General features: G+C 65.7%; 18 protein-coding genes and 3 tRNA genes. 16 read left to right on the forward strand and 5 right to left on the reverse strand.

Annotated elements, in window-relative coordinates; all coding sequences use genetic code 11:
• Positions 1–182 precede the first annotated feature (182 nt).
• The gene (gene ppsA / locus ACZ6YI_RS18255) at positions 183–2555 is read right to left on the reverse strand and encodes a phosphoenolpyruvate synthase (RefSeq protein WP_465779899.1); all 2373 of its coding nucleotides are present in this window, start codon (positions 2553–2555) and stop codon (positions 183–185) included.
• 187 nt (positions 2556–2742) lie between these two features.
• Between ppsA and ppsR the strand changes: the two genes are divergently transcribed.
• Positions 2743–3558, forward strand: a complete 816-nt coding sequence (ppsR, locus tag ACZ6YI_RS18260) for a posphoenolpyruvate synthetase regulatory kinase/phosphorylase PpsR (protein WP_045829776.1) — start codon at positions 2743–2745, stop codon at positions 3556–3558.
• Between the two features lie 31 nt (positions 3559–3589).
• A complete protein-coding gene (locus tag ACZ6YI_RS18265) occupies positions 3590–4057 on the forward strand; it encodes a DUF1249 domain-containing protein (RefSeq protein ID WP_465779900.1) in 468 nt (155 codons plus the stop codon).
• Positions 4058–4222: 165 nt separating this feature from the next.
• Here ACZ6YI_RS18265 and ACZ6YI_RS18270 read toward each other — a convergent pair.
• The 3 genes from ACZ6YI_RS18270 to ACZ6YI_RS18280 all read right to left on the reverse strand — a co-directional run bounded on the left by ACZ6YI_RS18270 (position 4223) and on the right by ACZ6YI_RS18280 (position 4531).
• Positions 4223–4299: transfer RNA gene (locus ACZ6YI_RS18270), tRNA-Asp, on the reverse strand.
• Positions 4300–4368: 69 nt separating this feature from the next.
• Positions 4369–4444 (reverse strand) — tRNA-Glu (locus ACZ6YI_RS18275).
• An 11-nt stretch (positions 4445–4455) separates the two neighbouring features.
• A tRNA-Ala gene (locus ACZ6YI_RS18280) sits at positions 4456–4531 on the reverse strand.
• A gap of 226 nt (positions 4532–4757) precedes the next feature.
• Between ACZ6YI_RS18280 and ACZ6YI_RS18285 the strand changes: the two genes are divergently transcribed.
• The 4 genes from ACZ6YI_RS18285 (at position 4758) to ACZ6YI_RS18300 (ending at position 8512) form a co-directional block, all read left to right on the forward strand.
• Positions 4758–6518, forward strand: coding sequence for a cation:proton antiporter (locus ACZ6YI_RS18285; protein WP_465779901.1), 1761 nt, complete (start codon positions 4758–4760; stop codon positions 6516–6518).
• Positions 6519–6682: 164 nt separating this feature from the next.
• On the forward strand, positions 6683–7468 hold the full coding sequence (locus ACZ6YI_RS18290) for an FKBP-type peptidyl-prolyl cis-trans isomerase (RefSeq protein WP_465779902.1): 786 nt from the start codon (positions 6683–6685) through the stop codon (positions 7466–7468).
• A gap of 113 nt (positions 7469–7581) precedes the next feature.
• Positions 7582–7794, forward strand: a complete 213-nt coding sequence (locus ACZ6YI_RS18295) for a SlyX family protein (protein WP_440327309.1) — start codon at positions 7582–7584, stop codon at positions 7792–7794.
• Positions 7795–7819: 25 nt separating this feature from the next.
• Entirely contained in the window at positions 7820–8512 is a 693-nt protein-coding gene (locus tag ACZ6YI_RS18300; protein ID WP_465779903.1) for a DUF2058 family protein, read from the forward strand.
• Positions 8513–8557: 45 nt separating this feature from the next.
• Here ACZ6YI_RS18300 and ACZ6YI_RS18305 read toward each other — a convergent pair whose 3' ends face one another.
• Positions 8558–10615: a 3-hydroxyacyl-CoA dehydrogenase NAD-binding domain-containing protein gene (locus ACZ6YI_RS18305; RefSeq protein WP_465779904.1), complete on the reverse strand. Its 2058-nt coding sequence runs from the start codon at positions 10613–10615 to the stop codon at positions 8558–8560.
• Between the two features lie 151 nt (positions 10616–10766).
• Between ACZ6YI_RS18305 and ACZ6YI_RS18310 the strand changes: the two genes are divergently transcribed.
• From ACZ6YI_RS18310 to era, 10 genes are all read left to right on the forward strand, one after another.
• A complete protein-coding gene (locus ACZ6YI_RS18310) occupies positions 10767–11249 on the forward strand; it encodes a hypothetical protein (protein ID WP_465779905.1) in 483 nt (160 codons plus the stop codon).
• A gap of 3 nt (positions 11250–11252) precedes the next feature.
• Positions 11253–13793 (forward strand): putative bifunctional diguanylate cyclase/phosphodiesterase, encoded by a 2541-nt coding sequence (locus ACZ6YI_RS18315; protein WP_465779906.1) that lies wholly within the window; start codon positions 11253–11255, stop codon positions 13791–13793.
• Between the two features lie 123 nt (positions 13794–13916).
• Positions 13917–14513, forward strand: coding sequence for an RNA polymerase sigma factor RpoE (gene rpoE, locus ACZ6YI_RS18320; protein ID WP_465779907.1), 597 nt, complete (start codon positions 13917–13919; stop codon positions 14511–14513).
• The gene (locus tag ACZ6YI_RS18325) at positions 14510–15175 is read left to right on the forward strand and encodes a sigma-E factor negative regulatory protein (RefSeq protein ID WP_465779908.1); all 666 of its coding nucleotides are present in this window, start codon (positions 14510–14512) and stop codon (positions 15173–15175) included. Before rpoE ends, ACZ6YI_RS18325 begins: the two co-directional genes overlap by 4 nt.
• Positions 15176–15289: 114 nt before the next feature.
• Complete coding sequence (locus ACZ6YI_RS18330) at positions 15290–16711, forward strand: Do family serine endopeptidase (RefSeq protein WP_465779909.1); 1422 nt, start codon at positions 15290–15292, stop codon at positions 16709–16711.
• Between the two features lie 128 nt (positions 16712–16839).
• The gene (gene lepA / locus ACZ6YI_RS18335) at positions 16840–18630 is read left to right on the forward strand and encodes a translation elongation factor 4 (protein ID WP_465779910.1); all 1791 of its coding nucleotides are present in this window, start codon (positions 16840–16842) and stop codon (positions 18628–18630) included.
• A gap of 99 nt (positions 18631–18729) precedes the next feature.
• Positions 18730–19641: a signal peptidase I gene (gene lepB / locus ACZ6YI_RS18340; protein WP_465779911.1), complete on the forward strand. Its 912-nt coding sequence runs from the start codon at positions 18730–18732 to the stop codon at positions 19639–19641.
• Between the two features lie 137 nt (positions 19642–19778).
• On the forward strand, positions 19779–20156 hold the full coding sequence (locus tag ACZ6YI_RS18345; protein ID WP_465779912.1) for a DUF4845 domain-containing protein: 378 nt from the start codon (positions 19779–19781) through the stop codon (positions 20154–20156).
• 9 nt (positions 20157–20165) lie between these two features.
• A complete protein-coding gene (gene rnc, locus ACZ6YI_RS18350; protein ID WP_465779913.1) occupies positions 20166–20819 on the forward strand; it encodes a ribonuclease III in 654 nt (217 codons plus the stop codon).
• Entirely contained in the window at positions 20816–21748 is a 933-nt protein-coding gene (gene era, locus ACZ6YI_RS18355) for a GTPase Era (protein ID WP_465779914.1), read from the forward strand. The genes rnc and era overlap by 4 nt, the downstream gene beginning before the upstream one ends.
• Positions 21749–21764: the final 16 nt, after the last annotated feature.

Raw genomic sequence — 21764 nt, forward strand, 5'->3', positions numbered from 1 at the left:
ACCAAATAACCCCAACCACTAGTTACCATCCCCCCCCCGGCCCGCCCCGCTGCTGCACGCCCTTCATAAATAGGGGTGGGGCCCGGCGGGGGGGCGGGGGGGGGCGCCGGCGCCACCCCCCCCCCCCCCCCCCCCCGCTCCCACATACAAAAAAAGGGCGGGGTTGATCCCGCCCTTTCTGATTAGCCCGCCTTTTTCTTCGCCAGGCGCAGCCAGGTATCGACGACGGTATCCGGGTTCAGCGATACCGATTCGATGCCCTGTTCCATCAGCCACTCGGCAAGATCCGGGTGGTCGGACGGGCCCTGGCCGCAGATGCCGACGTACTTGCCCTTTTCACGTGCCGTCTTGATCGCCAGCGCCAGCAGCTTCTTCACCGCGGGGTCGCGTTCGTCGAACAGGTTGGCCACGATGCTCGAGTCACGGTCCAGGCCCAGGGTGAGCTGGGTGAGGTCGTTGGAGCCAATCGAGAAGCCATCGAAGATGTCGAGGAACTCATCCGCGAGCAGCGCGTTGGACGGCACCTCGCACATCATGATGACCTTCAGGTCGTTCTCGCCCTGCACGAGGCCGTTCTTCCGCAGCACCTCGATGACCTTGCGGCCTTCATCCAGCGTGCGCACGAACGGGATCATGACCCATACGTTGTCGAGGCCCATGGTCTCGCGCACGTACTTCACGGCCTTGCACTCCAGCGCGAACGATTCGGCGAAATCCGCCGAGACGTAACGGCTGGCGCCGCGGTAGCCGATCATCGGGTTTTCTTCGTGCGGCTCGTAACGCGAGCCGCCGAGCAGGCCGGCGTACTCGTTCGACTTGAAGTCCGACAGGCGCACGATCACCGGCTTCGGGTATACCGAGGCGGCGATGGTGGCGATGCCTTCGCCAAGGCGATCCGTGTAGAACGACACCGGATCCTTGTAACCGGCGATGCGCGCATCGATGCGGGCCTTCGTCTCCAGATCCTGCTTCGCGTATTCCAGCAGCGCCTTCGGGTGCACGCCGATGTGGCTGGCGATGATCATCTCGAGGCGGGCCAGGCCGATGCCGCCGTTCGGCAGCATGCCGAAGTCGAAGGCGCGCTCGGGGTTGGCCACGTTCATCATGATCTTGAGCGGGGCTTCCGGCATCGCGCCCAGGTCGGCGGTGATGCGATCGAACTTCAGGATGCCTTCGTAGATCGTGCCGGTATCGCCTTCCGCGCAGGAGACGGTGACGTCGGCGCCGTCCGGGATGGTCTGCAGTGCGTTGCCGCAACCGACCACGGCCGGCACGCCCAGCTCACGGGCGATGATCGCCGCGTGGCAGGTGCGGCCGCCACGGTTGGTGACGATCGCCGCGGCACGCTTCATCACCGGCTCCCAGTCGGGATCGGTCATGTCGGCCACGAGCACATCGCCGGGCTGCACCTTGTTCATGTCGGCCAGCGACTTGATGACGCGCGCCTTGCCCGAGCCGATCTTCTGGCCGATGGCACGGCCCTCGGTCAGCACCTTGCCCTTCTCGTTGAGCTGGAAGCGCTCGAGGGTGGTGGCATGCGAACGCGACTTCACCGTTTCGGGGCGGGCCTGCACGATGTAGAGCTTGCCGGTGTTGCCATCCTTCGCCCACTCGATATCCATCGGGCGGCCGTAGTGCTTCTCGATGATGAGTGCCTGGCGCGAGAGCTCCTCGACATCGGCATCGACGATGCAGAACTGGTGGCGCAGGGTGGAAGGCGTCTCCTCGATGCGTACGCGCTCGCCCGGCTGGTCGGAATAGACCATGCGCTGCTGCTTGGCACCGAGGCTGCGGCGGAGCACGGCCGGCTTGCCGGCGCGCAGGGTCGGCTTGAACACGTAGAACTCGTCAGGGTTCACGGCACCCTGGACGACCATTTCGCCCAGGCCGTACGAGCCGGTGACGAACACCACGTCGCGGAATCCGGATTCGGTGTCGAGGGTGAACAGCACGCCCGACGCGCCGACATCGGAGCGGACCATGAGCTGCACGCCGGCGGACAGGAACACGTCCTCGTGCTTGAAGCCCTGGTGCACGCGGTAGGCGATGGCGCGGTCGTTGTACAGCGAGGCGAAGACTTCCTTGACCTTGTGCAGCACGTCGTCGATGCCCACGACGTTGAGGAAGGTCTCCTGCTGGCCGGCGAACGAGGCGTCGGGCAGGTCTTCGGCGGTGGCGGAGGAGCGCACGGCCACGGCGATATCGGTGGCGCCGGCGTCCTTGCAGAGCTTGATGTACGCGTCGCGGATGGCCTGCTCGAGGTCGGCGGGCAGGGCGGTATCGACGATCCAGCCGCGGATTTCCTTGCCGCCGCGGGTGAGCTCATCCACGTCATCCACGTCGAGCGTGGCCAGGCGTTCCTGGATCCGCTTCGCGAGGCCGCTCTTTTCAAGGTAGGTCTGGAAGGCGTCGGCCGTGGTGGCAAAGCCACCGGGGACGGAGACGCCCAGTTTCGCCAGGTTGCCGATCATTTCGCCAAGGGAGGCGTTCTTGCCGCCTACCTTGCCCAGGTCGGTCATGCGTAGCGCGTCGAGCCAAAGTACCAGGTCGCTCAAAGGAAGATCCTCACATCGGTTGGGCGGCGGGCCGCGCTGGTATAAAAACCGGCGCATTGTCGCGGTGGTATGGTCGATGCACAAGGGGCGTTGCATCATTTCCCTCGTGATAATGGGGGGTGGATGGTTATGACGGCGTATTGGTCTTAAGGTGGGAGTCATGGAACCAACCCAGGGAAACCGTCCGATGCGGCGCACCGTCTTTTTCATATCCGATTCCACCGGCATTACCGCCGAGACCATCGGCAACAGCATGCTTACCCAGTTCGACGGGGTGGAATTCGATACCCACAGGCTGCCGTTCATCGATAACCCGGCCAAGGCGGAATCGGCGGCCCTGCGCATCAAGACCAAATACGCGCAGGACGGGCAGCGCCCGATCGTCGTCAACACCATGACCTCGAAGGCGCTGTGCGATATCGTCGCCGGTAGCGGGGCACTGATGCTCGACGTGTTCGCGCCCTTCATCGATCCGCTGGAGCACGAGCTGGGCGTCAAGCAGTCGGGTGCGGTGAACCGTTCCCATGGCCTGGTGGATTCGGCGCGTTACGAGGCGCGGATCGAGGCGACGAACTACGCCCTGGCCCACGATGACGGCCTGGACGTGGATTACAACCAGTCCGATGTGGTGCTCGTGGGCGTGTCGCGATCGGGCAAGACCCCGACCTGCCTGTACATGGCCTTGCATTACGGCGTGTGTGCCGCCAATTACCCCCTCACGGACGACGACCTCGACAAGCTCGAACTGCCGATGCGTCTCCGTCCTTACCGCAGCAGGCTGTTCGGCCTGACGATCGACCCCAACCGCCTGGCCCAGATCCGTGAGCAGCGCCGACCCGGCAGCCGCTACGCCACGCTGAAGCAGTGCCGTTGGGAGCTGGAGCAGGCGGATCGCCTGATGCGCCGGGAGAACATCCCGGTCCTCAACACGACGCACACCTCGATCGAGGAAATCTCGAGCAAGATCTTCGAGTACCTCGGCATCGAACGGCACATGTATTAACCAGAGACATTGACGGAGACCGACCCCGCTTATGACCGCCATCCTCGAACGCCCAGCCTCACTCATCCCGGGACGCTTCGAATTCCTGATGGGGCTGTATTCGGAGAACTACCACCGGCTCGCGCGGCTGTTCGCCCCGCAGCGGCTGGAACCGGGCGTCTATCTGTCCGATGTGGACGACGGCCTGAACGTGCGGCTGGAAATCCAGGAAAAGCACCCGTACACGCTGGAGCTGGAGCTCACCTACGATTTCGTGGATGAAGCCACCGGCCAGCCTTCGCCCTCGGCGCAGCTGCGCATGTATACCGACGCCCACGTGGCCGAGGCCCTGCATTGCCACCCCGGGCGCAAGCTCTGGCAGGTGCTTGGCCCTTTCCCGCCGGCGGACACGGTCCTGCAGCACCGCCTGCGCATGAATGGGTTCCTCAGCCGCTGGCTGGAGTACCTGGCGGAGCAGGGCCACTCGATCGGGACGTTGGCCAGGGTCGAGGGAGCCTGATCGCGGGCGGGTGCCCGTGGGAGCGTGCTTGCACGCGATAGGCCCGCGGAAGAGCTCGTTCGCAAGCTCACTCCCACAGCGGTACCTGGCCCAATGAGACCCCAGGCGACCCGGTAAATTCCAGGCAAAAAAAATCCGCCAGATGGCGGATTCTTCTTTGGAAAGTGGCGGAGCGGACGGGACTCGAACCCGCGACCTCCGGCGTGACAGGCCAGCATTCTAACCGACTGAACTACCGCTCCACACTAGTTTTCCAACTTCCAACAACTACCAACTTCTACATCCATTACACTAACCGGCGGACCGGAAAGTGGCGTCCCCACGGGGATTCGAACCCCGGTCGCCACCGTGAAAGGGTGATGTCCTAGGCCTCTAGACGATGGGGACGTACTAGAAGTTGGTGGAGCCAGCCGGGATCGAACCGGCGACCTCCTGCATGCCATGCAGGCGCTCTCCCAGCTGAGCTATGGCCCCCTGCTGGAAGCCGCAAAGATTACGTCCGAACCCCCAGTCCGTCAAGCATTCGTTACATTTTTTTTTAAATTATTTTCGACAATTTCAGAATAACCATGCAGGGCACGGACTTGCGTGAATCGTGGATTTCAGGGGTCTGGTCAGTGTTTGACCACTGCATGGACGCGGACATGTTTTCGGAAGTTCGTGCGGGTTAACCTGTCCCCTCATACACACAGGGAAAGGCATGCACGGCATCGTTTTCATCCAGGACCTCGCCACCGTGATGCTGGTGGCTGGCCTTACCACGGTGCTGTTCCAGCGCCTTCGCCAGCCGGTCGTGCTCGGCTACATCATCGCGGGCCTGCTCATCGGCCCGCACACGTTCCCCTTCATCTTCATCCACGAAGAAGAGACGATCCGCACGCTCTCCGAGCTGGGCATGATCCTGCTGCTCTTCGCGCTCGGCCTCGAGTTCAGCCTGAAGAAACTGCGCGCGGTCGGCGGCGCGGCCCTGGTGGCCGCCTTTGCCGAGATCGTGCTGATGGTGTGGATCGGTTACGAGATCGGTCGCTTCTTCGGCTGGAGCACGATGGATTCGCTGTTCCTCGGCGCCATGCTGTCGATCTCGTCGACGACCATCATCATGAAGGCGCTGGAGGACCTGAACCTCAAGCGCGAGCGTTTCGCCCAGCTGATGTTCGGCATCCTCATCGTGGAGGACCTGCTCGCCATCGTGCTGATGGCGCTGCTCACCGGTATCGCCAGCACCGGCGGCCTGGAGGCGGAGCAGGCGCTCGCCGCGGTGGGGCGGCTTGGCCTGTTCATGGCGGTCTCGCTCGTGGTCGGGTTGCTGCTGGTGCCGCGGGTGGTGGATTACATCGCGCGGGTGAGCCGTAACGATGTGCTGCTGATCGCCGTGCTCGGCATCTGCTTCGGCTTCTGCCTGCTGGTGACCGAGCTCGGCTACAGCGTCGCGCTGGGCGCCTTCATGATCGGCGCGATCGTGGCCGAGGCGGAGAGCGTCGCTCGTATCGAGCGCATCATCATGCCGGTGCGCGACATGTTCAGCGCCATCTTCTTCGTCGCGATCGGCATGCTGATCGACCCGGCGTTGCTCGCCGAATACGCGTGGCCGATCACCATCGTGACGATCGCCGTGGTCCTGGGGAAGGTAGTGACCTGCAGCTTCGGCAGCTTCGTGGCCGGCAACGACGGGCGAACCTCGCTGCGGGTGGGCATGGGCCTGGCGCAGATCGGCGAATTCTCCTTCGTCATCGCCACGCTGGGCCTCAGCCTGAAGGTCACGAGCAACTTCCTCTATCCGGTGGCCGTGGCGGTATCCGCGATCACCACCTTCCTCACGCCTTACCTGATCCGCCTGTCCGACCCACTCGCCACGGGGCTGGGGCGGGTGCTGCCCGCGCGGGTGACGGGCGTGTTCGGCGCGTACACGGAGTGGATGGGCAACCTTGGCCTGCAGGGGCAGGGCGCCATCGTGATGAAGATGATCCGGCGCCTCGTCTGGCACGTGATCATCAACATGGCGCTGGTCATCGCCGTCTTCATCGGCACGGCGTTCGCCTACCGCCGTGGCTTCATGCACCTGGATCTCTTCAGTGACAACCCGGTCGTGCGGCGCAGCCTCGCGTGGTCCGTGGCCGCGCTGGTGTCGCTACCCATGGTGGTGGCCGCCTACCGCAAGGCGGGCGCGCTGGGCATGTTGCTGGCGGAACTGAGCATCCCCGACCGGTTCGGCGCGCGCACCTACCGGATCCGGGCCGTGCTGGGCCGGATCATTCCGGTGGTGGTCATGTTGATCCTCGGGCTGCTGGTGGCTGCCCTGGCCTCCACGATCCTGCCGCCGCGCGAAGTCGCAGCGGTACTGATACTGATCGGGATCGGCCTGACCTGGCTGCTCTGGCGGGTCCTGGTGCAGGTGCACGCCCGTCTCCAGGCCGCCCTGCGCGATACCCTGGACAAGCCGGGCCAGGGCCACGGGGAGTAAACCGGACGAATTCACGAAAGGTCCATGAACTTTTCGTATGAAACCTTGTCTCTGCCACCGTCATTGCAAGCGGGGCGCGAAGCACAGCACAATGGCGATTCCGCCTCCACACGGAGGTGCACACGGCGGCCTCGCCGATTTTCTCCAAAGAGAGGGAGTAACGAATGAAGCACTTTTTGCGTCCCACGATGATGGCCGTCGCCCTGGCGGTTTCGCTGGGTGCGGCCGCGGGCGCATCCGCCCAGGCTGCCAAGCCGGCAGCTGCCCCCGCGGGCGGCGTCGATAAGCAGAAGGCCAGCTATGTCGTGGGTTGGGACCTTGCCAGCTCGCTTCCGCCGCTCGTCGCGCGCGAAGTCGACCCGGCTACCGTCGCCAAGGCCCTGCAGGCTGCCCTGTCCGGCCAGAAGCCGACCATGAGCGAAGCCGAAGCCAAGACCACGCGCGAAGCCTTCGTGGCCCAGCTGAAGGTCAAGGCCGAAGCCGAGTACAACAAGGTGGCGAGCCAGAACAAGTCGGAAGGCGATGCCTTCCTGGCCAAGAACAAGTCGGCTGCCGGCGTGAAGACCACGGCCTCGGGCCTGCAGTACACGGTCGTCCAGGCCGGTACCGGCCAGCGTCCGGGTCCGAACGACACGGTCACCATCAACTACACCGGCACCTTCGTGAACGGCGAGAAGTTCGACTCCTCGGCCGACCACCAGCCGGCCGGCCCGGCCCAGATCCCGCTCGCCGCGGTCATCCCGGGTTTCCGCGAAGGCCTGCAGCTCATGCAGACCGGCGGCAAGTACAAGCTCTTCATCCCGTCGAACATCGCTTATGGCGCCAAGCCGGAAAACGGCTTCCCGCCGAACGCGACGATCATCTTCGACGTCGAACTCCTGAAGACCGGCCCGACCCCGGCCGGCCAGGGCCCGGGCGCTGGCGCCCCGGCTCCGCAGGGTGGCAAATAATCCGCTTCGCGGCTTATCTGCATGAGAGGGGCGCTTCGGCGCCCCTTCTTTTTGTCCTGGCAGCGCATCGTTGGACTACAATCGGCGACTGATTTCCAGGAAAAGCCAGCAGCATGGCTGATGCCGACGACCGCCTGATGGAACTCGAGGTGCGCCTCGCCTTCATCGATGACACCGTGAATGGCCTCTCGTCCGCGGACGCCGACCTTGCGCGCCGCCTCGATGCCCTCGAGCGCGCCGTGCGCGAGATGCGCTCCGACCTGGCCACGATGCGCACCGGCGCGGGTGGCGACCCCGCGGTCGAACCGCCGCCCCCGCATTACTGATACCGCGTAAAGAGCCTTACCGACCATGGCAGAGTCCCTGCGTGACCAGTTGTTGAAGAGCGGCCTCGTCAAGGAGATCCGCGAAGAGGCGCGTAAGTCCGCGCCGCCGCCGCGCCAGGGCGGCAAGGATGGCCAGCGGCCACAGGGTGGCAACCGCGGTGGCCAGGGCGGCCAGGGCGGTAATCGCTCCGGCCAGGGCGGTAACCGACCCGCGCAGGGCGGTTCCGGTCGCGGACAGGGGAATGGCCGACCGCACGGTGGCCGTCCGCAGGGCGCCCAGGGCAATGCCCAGCGTCCGCCGCGTAAGGATGGCGAGATGGACCTGGCCAAGGCCTACGCCATGCGTGCACAGACCGAGGCCACCGAGCGCCGCCAGGCCGAGGCTGAGGCCGCCGAACAGGCACGCCTGCGCAAGGAAAAGAAGCGCAAGGTCGAAGAAGTATTGAAGGGCAAGGCACTCAACCTCGCCGATGCCGACCACGTGCGCCACTTCCCCTACGGCGAGAAGATCCGCCGCGTGCATGTCGACGCCGCGCAGCTCGCGCGAATCAATGCAGGCGAACTGGGGGTCGTGCAACAGGGCGGCCGTTACCTCGTCGTCGAGAAAGCCGTGATCGATGCGCTGCGCGAGATCGCGCCGGAATTCATCGCACTGCTGGTCGACCCGAATGCACCCAACGAATCCGACGATGGCGTGCCCGACGACCTGATGTGGTGATGACCTGACCGCCTGTGGGAGCGCGCGCAAGCGCGCTCCCACAGGTTATGCCGGCGGCGTGGCCAGTTCCGGGTTGTCCCAGCCTTCCTTCTTCGCGAAGCGCGCGCCGTGCTTCTGCTCAAGCTTCGCCAGGCGTTCGCGTACGACGGCGACGCCTTCAGTGCGCACGTACTGGATCGGGCCGCCGCGGAAGGGCGCGAAACCGGTACCGAAGATGACGCCTGCGTCGAGCAGGTCGGCGTCGTCGACGACGCCTTCGGCGAGGCAGGCGATGGCTTCGTTCACCATGGGCAGGATCATGCGGTCCTGCAGGTCGGCCGGCGGCACGTAGTCGGGATCGACCTCCGGCTTGTCCGGCTTGCCTTCCTTCCAGACGTACAGGCCTTCGCCGTCCTTCTTGCCGCGCTTGTTCGCCGCAAGCTTCTCTTCGAGGCCGGCGGGTACTTCCAGCCCGAGGAACGGCGCGAGTTCCTTGCCCACCGATGCGCAGACATCGAGGCCCACGGTATCGGCCAGTTCGATCGGGCCCATCGGCATGCCGAACTTCTTCGCTTCGCGATCAAGCACCGGGCCCGGGACGCCTTCGTTGTACAGGCGCATCGCTTCCATCAGGTAGGGCATGAGGATGCGATTGACCAGGAAGCCGGGCGTCCCCTTGACCGGCACCGGGAGCTTGCCGATCGCCTTGCAGAAGGCGAGGGCGCGCTTTTCGATAGCCGGGTCGAGCTGGTCATGGCGGACCACTTCGACCAGCGGCATCTGTGCCACCGGGTTGAAGAAATGCAGGCCCAGGAATCGCTGCGGCGCAGCCAGGCCCTGGCGGAGCTGATCGAGCGGGATCGACGAGGTGTTGCTGGCGAGGATCTCGTCAGCCTGGAACTGCGGCTCGATCGCCGCGTACAGCGCGTGCTTCGCTTCGGGATTCTCGAAGATGGCTTCGATGGCCAGGTCGGCATCGGCCACGCCCTTGCCTTCGACATCGGCCCGCAGCCGCGCATTCGCGGCCTCGACCTTGGCCGCGGCCTTGAGCTTTTTCTCGAACATGGCGCGGGCGCGCTTGATCGCGGGCTCGATGAAACGCAGTTCGCGATCCTGCAGGGTCACGTCGAAGCCCTTCAGGGCCGACCATGCGGCGATATCGCCACCCATGGTGCCCGCACCCACGACGTGGACGTGCTTGATCCCGTGATCGATGCCACCGCCGAGGCCCTTGAGGCGCTCCTGCAGGAAGAAGATACGGATGAGATTGCGCGCGGTGGACGTGGTGGCGAGCTTCGCCACCGACTTCGCCTCGAGCTTGAGGCGCTGCTGGATGCTGCTGCCGCCGTTCGCCCAGACATCGATGAGCGCGAACGGGGCCGGGTAGTGTTCCTTGCGCACCTTGGCCGCGGTCTGCTTGCGCACCATGGGCGCAAGGATCAGCCGCGCGGGCAGGGTGTTGGTGGCCCATGCCTTCGCACGCAGCGCGAACGGGCGTGGCGGCGGGCGGCGGGCCAGTTGGCGGGCCTCGGCGAGGAGCTCCTCGGGGCGGGCCAGGCGATCGACCAGGCCGACGGCCTTCGCACGCCGCGCATTGAAGGGCTTGCCGGTCAGCATGGCCGGGAGCGCATCCGGCGCGCCGATCAGGCGCGGCAGGCGGGCGCTGCCGCCCCAGCCGGGATGGATGCCGAGCATGACTTCAGGCAGGCCGATCTTCGTCGCGTCGTCGTCGGCCGCGATGCGGTAGCGGCAGGCGAGCGCGAGCTCGGTGCCACCGCCCATGCAGGCGCCGTGGATCGCCGCGACCGTCGGGAACGGCAGGCGGGCGAGGTTCTCGAAGATGCGCTGGCCGTTCTCGATGTTTTCGAGGACCGTGCCGGTGTGCGCGTACTCGACGAATTCCCTGATGTCGGCACCCACGGCGAAGCCGGACGGCTTCGGCGAGTGGATCACGACACCCTTGGGGCCCTCGATGGCCAGGCGTTCCACCAGGGTGTCCAGCTCATCCAGGACCTCGCGGGCCAGCGCGTTAGCGCTGCTGCCCTCGCGGTCGAGGCTGAGGACGACGATGCCATCGTCGCCTTCGCTGGTCTTCCAGTGCTTGAATCGGAGTCCTTCGAACATGGCGGTCGTGCGTGGCGAATGAGCGCATCACCATACCTTTCCGCCGTGCCGAATGCGAGATACCCCGCCGTATGGTCATCACCGCCCGGGCATCTGGCGCTGCGCTCCCTTAGGTCCGATACTGCGCGCCAGTCAAGTAGCCAGATGGCCGATGCCAGTGGATTCCATCGCAGGAACGGATGTCTTCGACCGCATCCTCTCGGCCGCCGGCCCCCTCGTCGCGCTCAAGGCCGAGGAGCAGGCGCTGCTGGTCGATCAGTTCCGGCTGGTGGCCCGGCGCACCGGCCAGGCCGTGTACCTGTGGCGCGGTGGCGAAGGGCTGACCAGCCTGCGCGACGCCCAGATGCGCGTACCCGGCTGCACCCGCCTGGGCGATGCCCTGCGCTACATCCTGCAGAGCCTGCACTTCGGCGTGTACCTGCTGGACATGCCCGCTGGCGTCCCGAGCGCGACAGACGGTGCACTTTTACGGCAACTTGCGAAGGCCCAGACGGGCCACGTGCGTCGCGTCGTCCTGCTCGGGGCGAGCGCGAGCCTGCTCGCCACCTTTGATGACGACATCGTCCGCGTGGATGCCGACCGCGGGGCACGGGCAGTCATGCCGCGCCTTCGTGACGGCCGCTGGGTGGTCTGACCGATGATGCAGATCCCCGACGCTAGTGGCGTCCTGATCTTTACCCCGCGCCGCGATACCCGCCGCGCCGTGTTCGACGCCCTCGATGCGGATGGCGGCTTCGTGCTGCTCAGTGCGCGCGACGCGTTCCAGCTGGAGGCCTTGCTGGCGGATGCGCCGCCGCTGCAGGTCGCTGTCGTGGGCGGCGATGGCAGTGACGATGTCCGCCTCGGCATGCGCGTGTTGCGCAGCTTCGCGGCGTATCGCGACATTCCCGTGGTGTACCTCGTACCCGATGGCCCGCTGGCCGTCGCCCCGGACGACGGCTCCGCCTGGCTGCGCGAAAGCGCGATCGGCGCGGAACTGGCGCAGCGTGTGCGCATGGCCGTGGCCGTCGAGACCGCGCCGTCGCCCGCGCCCGTGGTAAACGCCGATTTCCGTTTCGCCTTCGACGCGGGTGCCGCGTGGGTGATCGCTTCCGCCGCGGACGGATGCATTGTCGATGCCGGTGCCGCCATGCAACGCCTGTGCGCGGACGACGCTCCGGTGCAGGGCAGGGTGCTGCGCGACGTCTTCAGCATGATGGATGGTGGGGCGTGGCCCATGCCCGATGGCGATGGCATGGCCTGCGTGCTGCGCAGAGCCGATGGCATCGAGATTCCCGGGGAGGTCGATGTCCGTCATCTGCTCGACGGGCAGGGCGGCCACCGTATCGCGGTGGCCTTCCGCGACATGCGCGCAGGCGATTCCGCGGCGCGCGCGCTTTCGCTGCTTTCCGTGCTGGATGCGTGCCCCAGTGATGACGAAGGCCTGGGCGAGGCCGCTGCGATGCTGGCCGACGCGCTCGACCTCGATGTCGTCGGCATCTGGTCCGCGCTGCCGGAGAGTGATGCCGGCCCCGAGGTCATCGCACGCATCTGGAACGGTCCGGGCCAGGTCGAATGGGCCGAGGCCGCCGACCTGCCGCTGCTCAGGCAGTGCCTGGGTGGCGAAGCGCTGGTCCGGCTTGGCGACGGTCGTGCCCAGCCCCTGGCCGATCCGCTGATCGAAGCACTGGGCCTCGGCGCTTTCGTGTTCCTGCCGCTGCTGGATGAGCGGCGCAGCCCGATCGGCGCCATGCTGGCCGGCCGTCGGCGCAGCGCCGGCGACGGCCGGGTCTTCGAGCTGGCCCTGCGCGCCGCCTCCGCGCGCTTCAGCGCCGCGCTGGAACTGCGCCGCGCGCGCGACCAGGGGCGCGAACGGGGCCTCGTCGATACGCTGACCGGCCTGCCGAACCGCCTGTTGTTCCACGATCGCCTCGATACCACCATCCGCGAGGCTTCGCGTACCGGCGAACTGTTCGCCGTGCTGCTCGTCGATCTCGATCGCTTCAAGGGCATCAACGAAACCCTCGGCCATGCCGTGGGTGACCAGGTGCTCTCCGCGGTGGCCCGGCGGTTGCGCGCGAGCGTCCGTGGGTCGGATACCGTCGCCCGTTACGCGGGCGATGAATTCACCCTGGTGCTGCGCCACATCATCAAGCGCGAGGACGTGCTGCGCATCGCCGAGAAGATCGTGCAGGCGATGGAAGTGCCCCTGCATCTCGACGACGGCTCCGAGCTCCAGGCAACGGTATCGGTGGGTATCGCCTTCTTCCCGGACGACGCGGTCGAGGGCGAGCTCCTACTGCGCCACGCCGACGAGGCCATGTACGGCGCCAAGAGCCTGGGCCGCAACAACTACCAGGTCTACGCGGCCAGCGTGGATACGGCCCAGCAGCAGCAGGGCGAACTGAAGGCCCGCCTGCGGCATGCCGAGCGCAACGGCGAGTTGCGGGTGTTCTACCAGCCGCAGGTCGACGCGGGCAGCGAAGACATCGTGGGCATGGAAGCGCTGGTCCGCTGGGAGCATCCCGAGCTCGGGATGATCAGCCCGGGCTTCTTCATTCCGCTGGCGGAAGCCAGTGGCCTCATCGTGCCGATCGGCGAATGGGTGCTGCGCACCGCGTGCGCGCAGGCGAAGGCCTGGGAGGACCGCTACGGCATGGGCCTGCGCCTGGGCGTGAACCTGTCGGCGGTGCAGCTGATGCAGAACAACCTGGCGGCCGTGGTGGCCAGGGCGCTCGAAGACACCGGGCTGGATGCCTCGCTGCTCGAGCTCGAGGTCACCGAGAGCATCAGCGTGAAGACGGTGCCGCACCTGGTGGAAACCCTCGACGCGTTGCATGCCATGGGCTGCCGCATCGCCATCGATGACTTCGGTACCGGCGCCGCGTCGCTCGACTACCTCCGCCGCCTGCCGGCTGACCGGATCAAGATCGACCAGAGCTTCGTCCGCAACATCGGTGTCGATCCGGACGACGAAGCGATTGTCCGCGCCACCATCGACATGGCCCACCGCCTCAAGCGCGGCGTGGTGGCCGAAGGCGTGGAGATCGAGCAGCACCTGCAGTTCCTCAAGGCCAACGGCTGCGATGAGTTGCAGGGCTACCTGTTCTGCCGTCCGCTGCCCACGGTTACCTTCGACAAGCTCCTGGCTGAGCGCGAGCGCATCGTGGCTGAGGGCCAGGCGCTTGCGACGGGTTAGCTTGAGCTTCATCTGGCGAACCGCATATTTTCGTCCAGGGCGCGCATGATTGAACTTGCGGGGCCCCGGCAGGTCTCATCTGCGCCCGCGACTGGACCGAATGATGTTGAGGAGACGGCCCGGATGGGCGAAAACGAACTGGATCAAGCACTTGTCGAACGCGTGCATCAGGGGGACCGCCGCGCCTTCGATCTGCTTGTCCGCAAGTACCAGCACAAGGTGGTCGCGCTGATCTCGCGCTACGTCCATGACTGGACGGAGTGCGAGGACATCGCCCAGGAGGCCTTCGTGCGCGCGTGGCGCGCGCTGGGCTCGTTCCGCGGCGAAAGTGCTTTCTACACATGGCTTTACAAGATCGCCGTGAACACCGCCAAGAACCACCTGGTGGCCATGGGCCGGCGCCCGCCGACCGGCGATATCGACGCCGAGGATGCGGTTTACGTCCCCGGCGCCACCCGCATGCACGAGAGCGCCACGCCTGAGCGTGAACTCATGCGAGAGCAGGTGGAACAAACGGTGTTTTCTACTGTCCAAGCCTTGCCCGAAGAACTTCGGGTCGCGATTACCCTGCGCGAGGTGGAAGGCAAGAGTTACGAGGAAATTGCCGCCGCCATGGATTGTCCCATCGGGACTGTCCGTTCGCGTATCTTCAGGGCCCGCGAGGCCATCGATGAAAAATTGCGGCCGTTGTTGTCCGACCGCGAGGACCAGACCCCATGAGCGAAGCCAATCGGGAAATTCTCTCCGCCGGCATGGATGGAGAACTGTCACGGGAGGAGATCCGCTTCCTGTTGCGCCGCCTCGAGGCCGATTCGGCCCTGGCGAACGCATGGTCGCGCTACCACGTTGGCCGTGACGGCCTGCGCCACGAGGCGTTGCCACCGGTCTCGGCGGGTTTCGCCGATCGGGTCATGGCGGCTATCGAAGCCGAGTCCGCGCAGCAGGTCACGACCGTGGCCGCGCCGCGCCGTCGCTGGCTGCACTGGTCGGCCGGTGGTGCCATCGCCGCTAGTGTCGCGGTCGCCGCACTCATGGTTTCGCAACCCGCCGGTAACCACGGCGCCGCGCCGGAGATCGCACATCATGCCGCCACGTCCGCCGGTGCGGATCTGGCCGATGCCACGCCGGAACCGGCATCCGCCCCGGTCGCCCCGCGCTGGCTCACGGGTAACGTCGCTTCGCAGTTCACCGAGAAGGCGGCGTTCGACAGTTCCAGTGACGACGCGGCCACGGCTTACCTGCCGCGTTCCACGCCTTACCAGATCCAGCGCGCACATCCGGTCGATGCGCGTGATGCCAGCCGCGCGCAGTACCAGTTGCTGATGACCCGCCCGGATGGCACGCGTTACGCGCAGCCGCAAGCGGCGTCCGGCGCCCGCTAAGGCTCCCCGGTGCGCCGCCGTCCCCGGCGCGCCGTATCCCCCCATCTTTGTTAACCCCGTGCGGCGCAGCCGCCGCACGGGCAGCCATGCCTGAAAAATGAAGGAGGAACACCCATGGCATCCTGGCACGTACGCGCGCTGATCGGTGGCGCGCTCGTCTTGGCGAGCGTCGGCGCGCAGGCTCAAACCTTGCCCGATTTCACCGGCATCGTTGAGAAAAACGCTCCCGCGGTGGTTCACGTGGAGGCGAAGTCATCCGGCAAGCCCACGCAAAAGGGAGCCGGCCGGGGCGCACAGATCGCACCCGATGACCAGGACGAACTGCTACGCCGTTTCTTCGGCATGCCCGGCATGCCCATGCAGCCACGCGAGCAGACCTCGCTCGGTTCCGGCTTCATCATCTCCGCCGATGGCTACGTGCTCACCAATGACCACGTGGTCGACGATGCCGATGAGGTGAAGATCCGCCTGCAGGATCGCCGCACCTTCACCGCGAAGGTCGTGGGCAAGGATCCGCAGTACGACATTGCCCTGCTCAAGGTCGATGCGAGCGCGCTGCCCACCGTCACCATCGGCGATTCGCGCAGCGTGAAGCGCGGCCAGTGGGCCCTGGCCATCGGTTCGCCGTTCGGCCTGGATGCCACGGTCACCCACGGCATCATCAGTGCCGTCGGTCGTAACCTCGGTAGCGGGGACCAGCCCTACACCTCCTTCATCCAGACCGACGTGCCGATCAACCGTGGCAACTCGGGCGGCCCGCTGTTCAACCTGCAGGGCCAGGTCATCGGCGTGAACTCGCAGATCTACTCCACCTCGGGCGGCTACCAGGGCTTGTCGTTCTCCATCCCCATCGACGTTGCCATGAACGTGGTCCAGCAGATCAAGGAGAAGGGCTACGTCTCGCGCGGCATGCTCGGCGTCACCGTGCAGCCGGTCGACCAGTTCGTGAAGAACCTCAACCTGCCGGACGCCAACGGTGCGCTCGTCGCCCAGGTCACGCCCGGCAGTGGCGCGGACAAGGCCGGGCTGAAGCAGGGTGACGTGATCCTTGGCTTCAACGGCACGCCGATCACCCAGTCGGTCGACCTGCCCCCGCTGGTAGGGATCACCAAGCCTGGCTCGATGGCGAAAGTGGACATCCTTCGCGATGGCAAGAAGCAGACGGTGGAGGTCAAGGTCGGCGAACTGCCTCGCGATAAGAACGCCATGGCCGACGCTGCGGCCGGCGGCGCGTCGGGCGGTACCGCCGCGGCCCTTGGCGTGGCCGTGGAGGATATCGACGCCCAGACCCGTGGGGACCTCGGCCTCAAGGCGGGCGAAGGCGTGGTGATCAGCAAGATCACCGGTCGCGCCGCCGCCACCGCCGGCCTGCAGTCAGGCGATGTCATTCTCATGGTGAACCAGAAGCGGGTCGGCAGCGCCAGCGCCTTCCGCGACGCCGTGAAGGGCGTGAAGGAGGGCGACACGGCCATGTTGCTGGTCCGTCGCGACGACTCAACGCGCTTCGTCGGTATCACGGTGCCCAGCGACAAATAGCCGGGCAGCGCGGGCCACCCTCGGCGGTGGCCCGCCTTCCATGCGATAATGCGGGATTCGCACCGGCCAAGGCGGCCGTTGCGCGTCGTTCGCGCCGCGAGCGATGGTGAACACGACCACGGCGCTCCATGGAACTCATCCGCAACTTCTCCATCATTGCCCATATCGACCACGGCAAGTCGACCCTGGCCGACCGCATCATCCAGCTGTGCGGCGGCTTGTCCGAGCGCGAAATGGAAGCGCAGGTGCTCGACAACAACCCGATCGAGCGCGAGCGCGGCATCACCATCAAGGCCCAGTCGGTCTCGCTGCCGTACAAGGCGCGGGATGGCAAGACCTACCAGCTCAACTTCATCGACACCCCCGGGCATGTCGACTTCAGCTACGAGGTGAGCCGCTCGCTCTCCGCGTGCGAAGGCGCGCTGCTGGTGGTCGATGCGGCCCAGGGCGTCGAAGCCCAGTCCGTGGCCAACTGCTACACCGCGATCGAGCAGGGCCTGGAGGTCATCCCGGTCCTCAACAAGATCGACCTGCCTACGGCGGACATCGACAAGGCCAAGGCCGAGATCGAGGCGGTGATCGGTCTGGACGCGTCCGACGCGATCCCGGTCAGCGCCAAGACGGGCCAGAACGTGATCGAGGTGCTCGAGGCCATCATCCATCGCATCCCGGCGCCGAAGCCGCGCGATACGGACAAGCTCCAGGCGCTGATCATCGACTCATGGTTCGACAACTACCTGGGCGTGGTCTCCCTGGTCCGCGTCATGCAGGGCGAGATCAAGCCGGGCGACAAGATCCTGGTCATGTCCACCGGTCGCACCCACCTGGTCGACGATGTGGGCGTGTTCACCCCAAAGCGGAAGAAGCTCGAGAAGCTTGCCGCGGGCGAGGTGGGCTGGATCAATGCATCCATCAAGGATGTCCATGGCGCCCCCGTCGGCGACACGCTGACCCTGGCCGGCAAGCCGGCGGAAGAGCCCCTGCCAGGCTTCCAGACCATGCAGCCGCGCGTGTTCGCCGGCCTGTTCCCTGTGTCGGCGGATGATTACCCCGCGCTGCGCGAGGCACTCGACAAGCTGCGCCTCAACGACGCCGCCATGTTCTTCGAGCCCGAGAGCTCCGAGGCCATGGGCTTCGGCTTCCGCTGCGGCTTCCTTGGCATGCTGCACATGGAAATCGTGCAGGAGCGCCTCGAGCGCGAATACGACCTCGACCTGATCACCACCGCGCCCACCGTGGTGTACGAGGTGGCCAAGACCGATGGCACCGTGATCAACATGGATAACCCGGCCAAGCTGCCCCCGCCGCAGCAGATCGCCGAGATCCGTGAGCCGATCATCGTGGCCAACATCCTCACGCCGGCCGAATACGTCGGCAACGTCATCAAGCTCTGCGAAGAGAAGCGTGGCGTGCAGCGCTCCATCCAGTACCTGGCCACCCAGGTGCAGGTCACGTATGAGCTGCCGCTGGCGGAAGTCGTCCTCGACTTCTTCGATCGCCTGAAATCCGTATCGCGCGGTTATGCCTCGATGGATTACCACCTGGACCGCTTCGATGCCGGTCCCTTCGTGCGCGTCGATATCCTGATCAATGGCGACCGCGTCGATGCCTTGAGTCTTATCGTGCACCGCTCGCACGCGGACCGCCGCGGCCGCGAGCTGGTCGAGCGCATGAAGGACCTGATCCCGCGCCAGCAGTTCGACGTGGCCATCCAGGCCGCGATCGGCGCCGCCGTCATTGCCCGTTCCACGGTGAAGGCCCTGCGCAAGAACGTGCTCGCCAAGTGTTACGGCGGCGACGTCTCGCGTAAGAAGAAGCTCCTGGAGAAGCAGAAGGAAGGCAAGAAGCGCATGAAGCAGGTGGGCTCCGTGGAGATCCCCCAGGAGGCCTTCCTTGCCGTGCTGAAGGTCGACAAGTAAGGTTCGCCCCCGGCGGCATGACGTTCTACCCATGGAAACCCGGCGCCGGATGCGCCGGAATGGACCCACCGGGTCCTTCACACGACTAACGGAGTTGGCATGGCGGCATTTGATTTTTCGGCATTCCTGCTGGGCGTGACGGTCCTTTTCGGCGTCATCTGGCTGCTCGACTGGCTGTTCCTGGCCAGGGCACGCCGTGCCCGCGCCGAGGCCGAGGGCACGGAGATCGCCGAGCCGTGGCCGGTCGACTGGGCGCGCTCGCTGTTCCCGGTGATCCTAGTGGTACTGATCCTGCGCTCCTTTGTCGCGGAGCCGTTCCGGATCCCCTCCGGTTCGATGATGCCGACCCTCGACGTCGGCGATTTCATCCTGGTCAACAAGTTCTCGTACGGCCTGCGCATGCCGGCGTTCAACAACAAGCTGGTTGAGAACGGCGAACCGCGCCGCGGCGATGTCGTGGTGTTCCGGTTCCCGGGCTATCGCTGTCCCGATGCGAGTGGCCAGATCGTCCGCAGCGGCGATGCCACGTGCCAGGATCCCAGCGCGCCGGTGCCTAGCGAGAACTGGATCAAGCGCGTTATCGGCGTCCCGGGCGACCGGATCGAAACCCGGGGCAGCGAGCTCTTCATCAACGGCGAGCGCGTCGCGATGGACGAGCTGGGCCCCTACAAGGGTGACGTGAAGCAGCCGGAAGACCACCTGCTGATGACCTACGGCTCGAAGCTGTACACCGAGCACCTGGGCAGCGTGAACCACACGATCGCGCTCACCCCGGCCTACAACATGCCGATGGATATCCCCAACGCCATGGTGCCCTCCGAAGTGCCGAAGGGCTGCTACATCGTCATGGGCGACAACCGCATGAACAGCACGGACAGCCGCTGGTGGGGCTGCATGCCGGAGGAGAACCTGGTCGGCAAGGCCTTCTTCGTCTGGCTGGCCTGGCGCGGGTTCGATAACGGCATCTCCGGGATCTTCGATTTCTCCCGCATGGGCAAGGTCATCCATTGACCCGAACGGTGGCCCCGGTCACGTCCGGGGGCGTTGCACCCCGGCGCGGACAAGGTAATCTCCGCAGCGGGGCGCATCGGCGCCCCGTCGGTATCCGAATCACACAGGGGAGCCGCCTGGCGCGGCGGGGTCAATCTATGAAATCCAGGCAATCGGGCATTACGCTCATCGGCTTTATCATCGTGCTCGTGGTACTGGGCTTCTTTGGCTTCATGGCCATGAAGCTGGTGCCGTCGTACATCGAGTACATGGGCGTGGTGAAGGCCATGAACCAGATGGCTACCGAGGGTGGCAACGACGATGTCGAGCAGGCCCGCCGCCAGCTCGCCTTCAAGATGAGCTTCCAGTACGTCGACGACTCGACGATCAAGCCGAAGGACATTACCGTCATTCGCGAAAACAACCTGCCGACGCTGCATGTCGCTTACGACAAGCGCATCCCGTTTATGTACAACATCGATTTCCTGCTCCATTTCGAGAAGTCGGTGCAGATCCGCAGCAACAGCGCTGGGTAATGAGGTTTCGTGGAATTCCCGCATCGTTTTCGTGATCCCGGTCTGGCGACCCTGGCACTGACCCACCGTAGTGCCGGGAAGCCGAACAACGAGCGGATGGAGTTCCTCGGTGATGCCCTGTTGGGCGTCATGGTGGCCGAACTGTTGTACGAAGCGCACCCGCATGCCAGCGAGGGCGAGCTCTCGCGGCTGCGCTCCCAGCTGGTCAACGGCCAGGCCCTGGCCGTGGTAGCCCGGGAGCTTGAACTGGGCGACCGGCTCAAGCTCGGCCCGGGTGAATTGAAGAGCGGCGGTTACCGGCGGGATTCCATCCTGGCCGACGCTTTCGAGGCCATGGTGGCCGCCGTCTACCTCGACGACGGCTACGATGCCTGCCGCCAGGTCGTGCGCAGGCTTTTCACGCCCCGCGTGGGAGAACTCAAACGCTCCAGCAAGGACGCCAAGACGCGCCTGCAGGAGTGGCTACAGGGCAGGGGCCTGCCGCTGCCCGTTTACGAACTGACCGCCAGTTACGGCGAGGACCATGCCAAGGTCTTCGACGTGAGTTGCGCCATTGAAGAGCCGGAAGCCATCCGCATCGAAGCGAGCGGGGGCAGCCGGCGTGCCGCCGAACAGGACGCCGCCGAGGCGGTGTTGCAAAGGCTGCTGGAAAAGAAACCATGAACGATAACGATTTCGAAGATAACGATACCCTGGTCGACGACGACTTCCGTTGCGGCTACGTCGCGCTGGCCGGCCGGCCCAATGTCGGCAAGTCCACCTTGCTCAACGCGCTGATCGGCGTGCGCCTCTCCATCGTGAGCCATCGGCCGCAGACGACGCGCCATCGCATCCTTGGCATCTCGACCAAGCCGAACGGCCAGATCCTTTACGTGGATACCCCGGGCCTGCACCGTGGCGGCAAGCGCGCCATGAACCGCAGCCTCAACCGCGCGGCGCGCGCGGCGGTGACCGAGGTCGACCTCGCCGTGCAGGTGATCGAAGCCGGCAAGTGGACCGACGAAGACGCCGCGATGTACCAGGCGCTGTGCGAACAGACGGACATGCCCAAGCTGCTGGCCATCAACAAGGTGGACCTGCAGAAGGACAAGGGCGCGATGCTGCCTTTCGTCGCCGACCTGATGCAGAAGCATCCGTTCGATGACGTGTACTACGTGAGCGCGCTCAAGTCGAAGGGCCTGGAGGGCCTCGAGAAGGGCATCCTGAAGCGCCTGCCCGAGCAGGAAGCGATCTACGGCGAGGATGAAATCACCGACCGTAGCGAGCGTTTCCTCGCGGCCGAGATGGTGCGCGAGCAGCTCATGCTGCGTCTCGACCAGGAGCTTCCGTACGCCACGACCGTGGAAATCGAAGGCTTCGCCGACCGCCCCGACGGCGTCGCCGAAGTGCACGCGGTGATCTGGGTGGAGCGCGATGGCCAGAAGGCCATCGTGATCGGTGCCGGCGGCGCCCAGCTCAAGGCCATCGGCACCTCCGCGCGCAAGGCCATGGAGACCATGTTCGAGCGCAAGGTATTCCTGAAGCTCTGGGTGAAGGTGCGCGAAGGCTGGGCCGACGACGAGAACCTGCTTAAGCGTTTCGGTTACGAATAAGCCCTTCGGGCGCCCC

This window comes from Luteibacter sp. NPDC104163 (assembly GCF_055584245.1).

Excerpts from the sequence above, each read along its gene's own strand:
- ppsR (WP_045829776.1), top strand. The coding sequence starts at position 2,743 with ATGCGGCGCACCGTCTTTTTCATATCCGATTCCACCGGCATTACCGCC.
- ACZ6YI_RS18265 (WP_465779900.1), top strand. The coding sequence starts at position 3,590 with ATGACCGCCATCCTCGAACGCCCAGCCTCACTCATCCCGGGACGCTTC.
- ACZ6YI_RS18285 (WP_465779901.1), top strand. The coding sequence starts at position 4,758 with ATGCACGGCATCGTTTTCATCCAGGACCTCGCCACCGTGATGCTGGTG.
- ACZ6YI_RS18290 (WP_465779902.1), top strand. The coding sequence starts at position 6,683 with ATGAAGCACTTTTTGCGTCCCACGATGATGGCCGTCGCCCTGGCGGTT.
- ACZ6YI_RS18295 (WP_440327309.1), top strand. The coding sequence starts at position 7,582 with ATGGCTGATGCCGACGACCGCCTGATGGAACTCGAGGTGCGCCTCGCC.
- ACZ6YI_RS18300 (WP_465779903.1), top strand. The coding sequence starts at position 7,820 with ATGGCAGAGTCCCTGCGTGACCAGTTGTTGAAGAGCGGCCTCGTCAAG.
- ACZ6YI_RS18305 (WP_465779904.1), bottom strand. The coding sequence starts at position 10,615 with ATGTTCGAAGGACTCCGATTCAAGCACTGGAAGACCAGCGAAGGCGAC.
- ACZ6YI_RS18310 (WP_465779905.1), top strand. The coding sequence starts at position 10,767 with ATGCCAGTGGATTCCATCGCAGGAACGGATGTCTTCGACCGCATCCTC.
- ACZ6YI_RS18315 (WP_465779906.1), top strand. The coding sequence starts at position 11,253 with ATGATGCAGATCCCCGACGCTAGTGGCGTCCTGATCTTTACCCCGCGC.
- rpoE (WP_465779907.1), top strand. The coding sequence starts at position 13,917 with ATGGGCGAAAACGAACTGGATCAAGCACTTGTCGAACGCGTGCATCAG.
- ACZ6YI_RS18325 (WP_465779908.1), top strand. The coding sequence starts at position 14,510 with ATGAGCGAAGCCAATCGGGAAATTCTCTCCGCCGGCATGGATGGAGAA.
- ACZ6YI_RS18330 (WP_465779909.1), top strand. The coding sequence starts at position 15,290 with ATGGCATCCTGGCACGTACGCGCGCTGATCGGTGGCGCGCTCGTCTTG.
- lepA (WP_465779910.1), top strand. The coding sequence starts at position 16,840 with ATGGAACTCATCCGCAACTTCTCCATCATTGCCCATATCGACCACGGC.
- lepB (WP_465779911.1), top strand. The coding sequence starts at position 18,730 with ATGGCGGCATTTGATTTTTCGGCATTCCTGCTGGGCGTGACGGTCCTT.
- ACZ6YI_RS18345 (WP_465779912.1), top strand. The coding sequence starts at position 19,779 with ATGAAATCCAGGCAATCGGGCATTACGCTCATCGGCTTTATCATCGTG.
- era (WP_465779914.1), top strand. The coding sequence starts at position 20,816 with ATGAACGATAACGATTTCGAAGATAACGATACCCTGGTCGACGACGAC.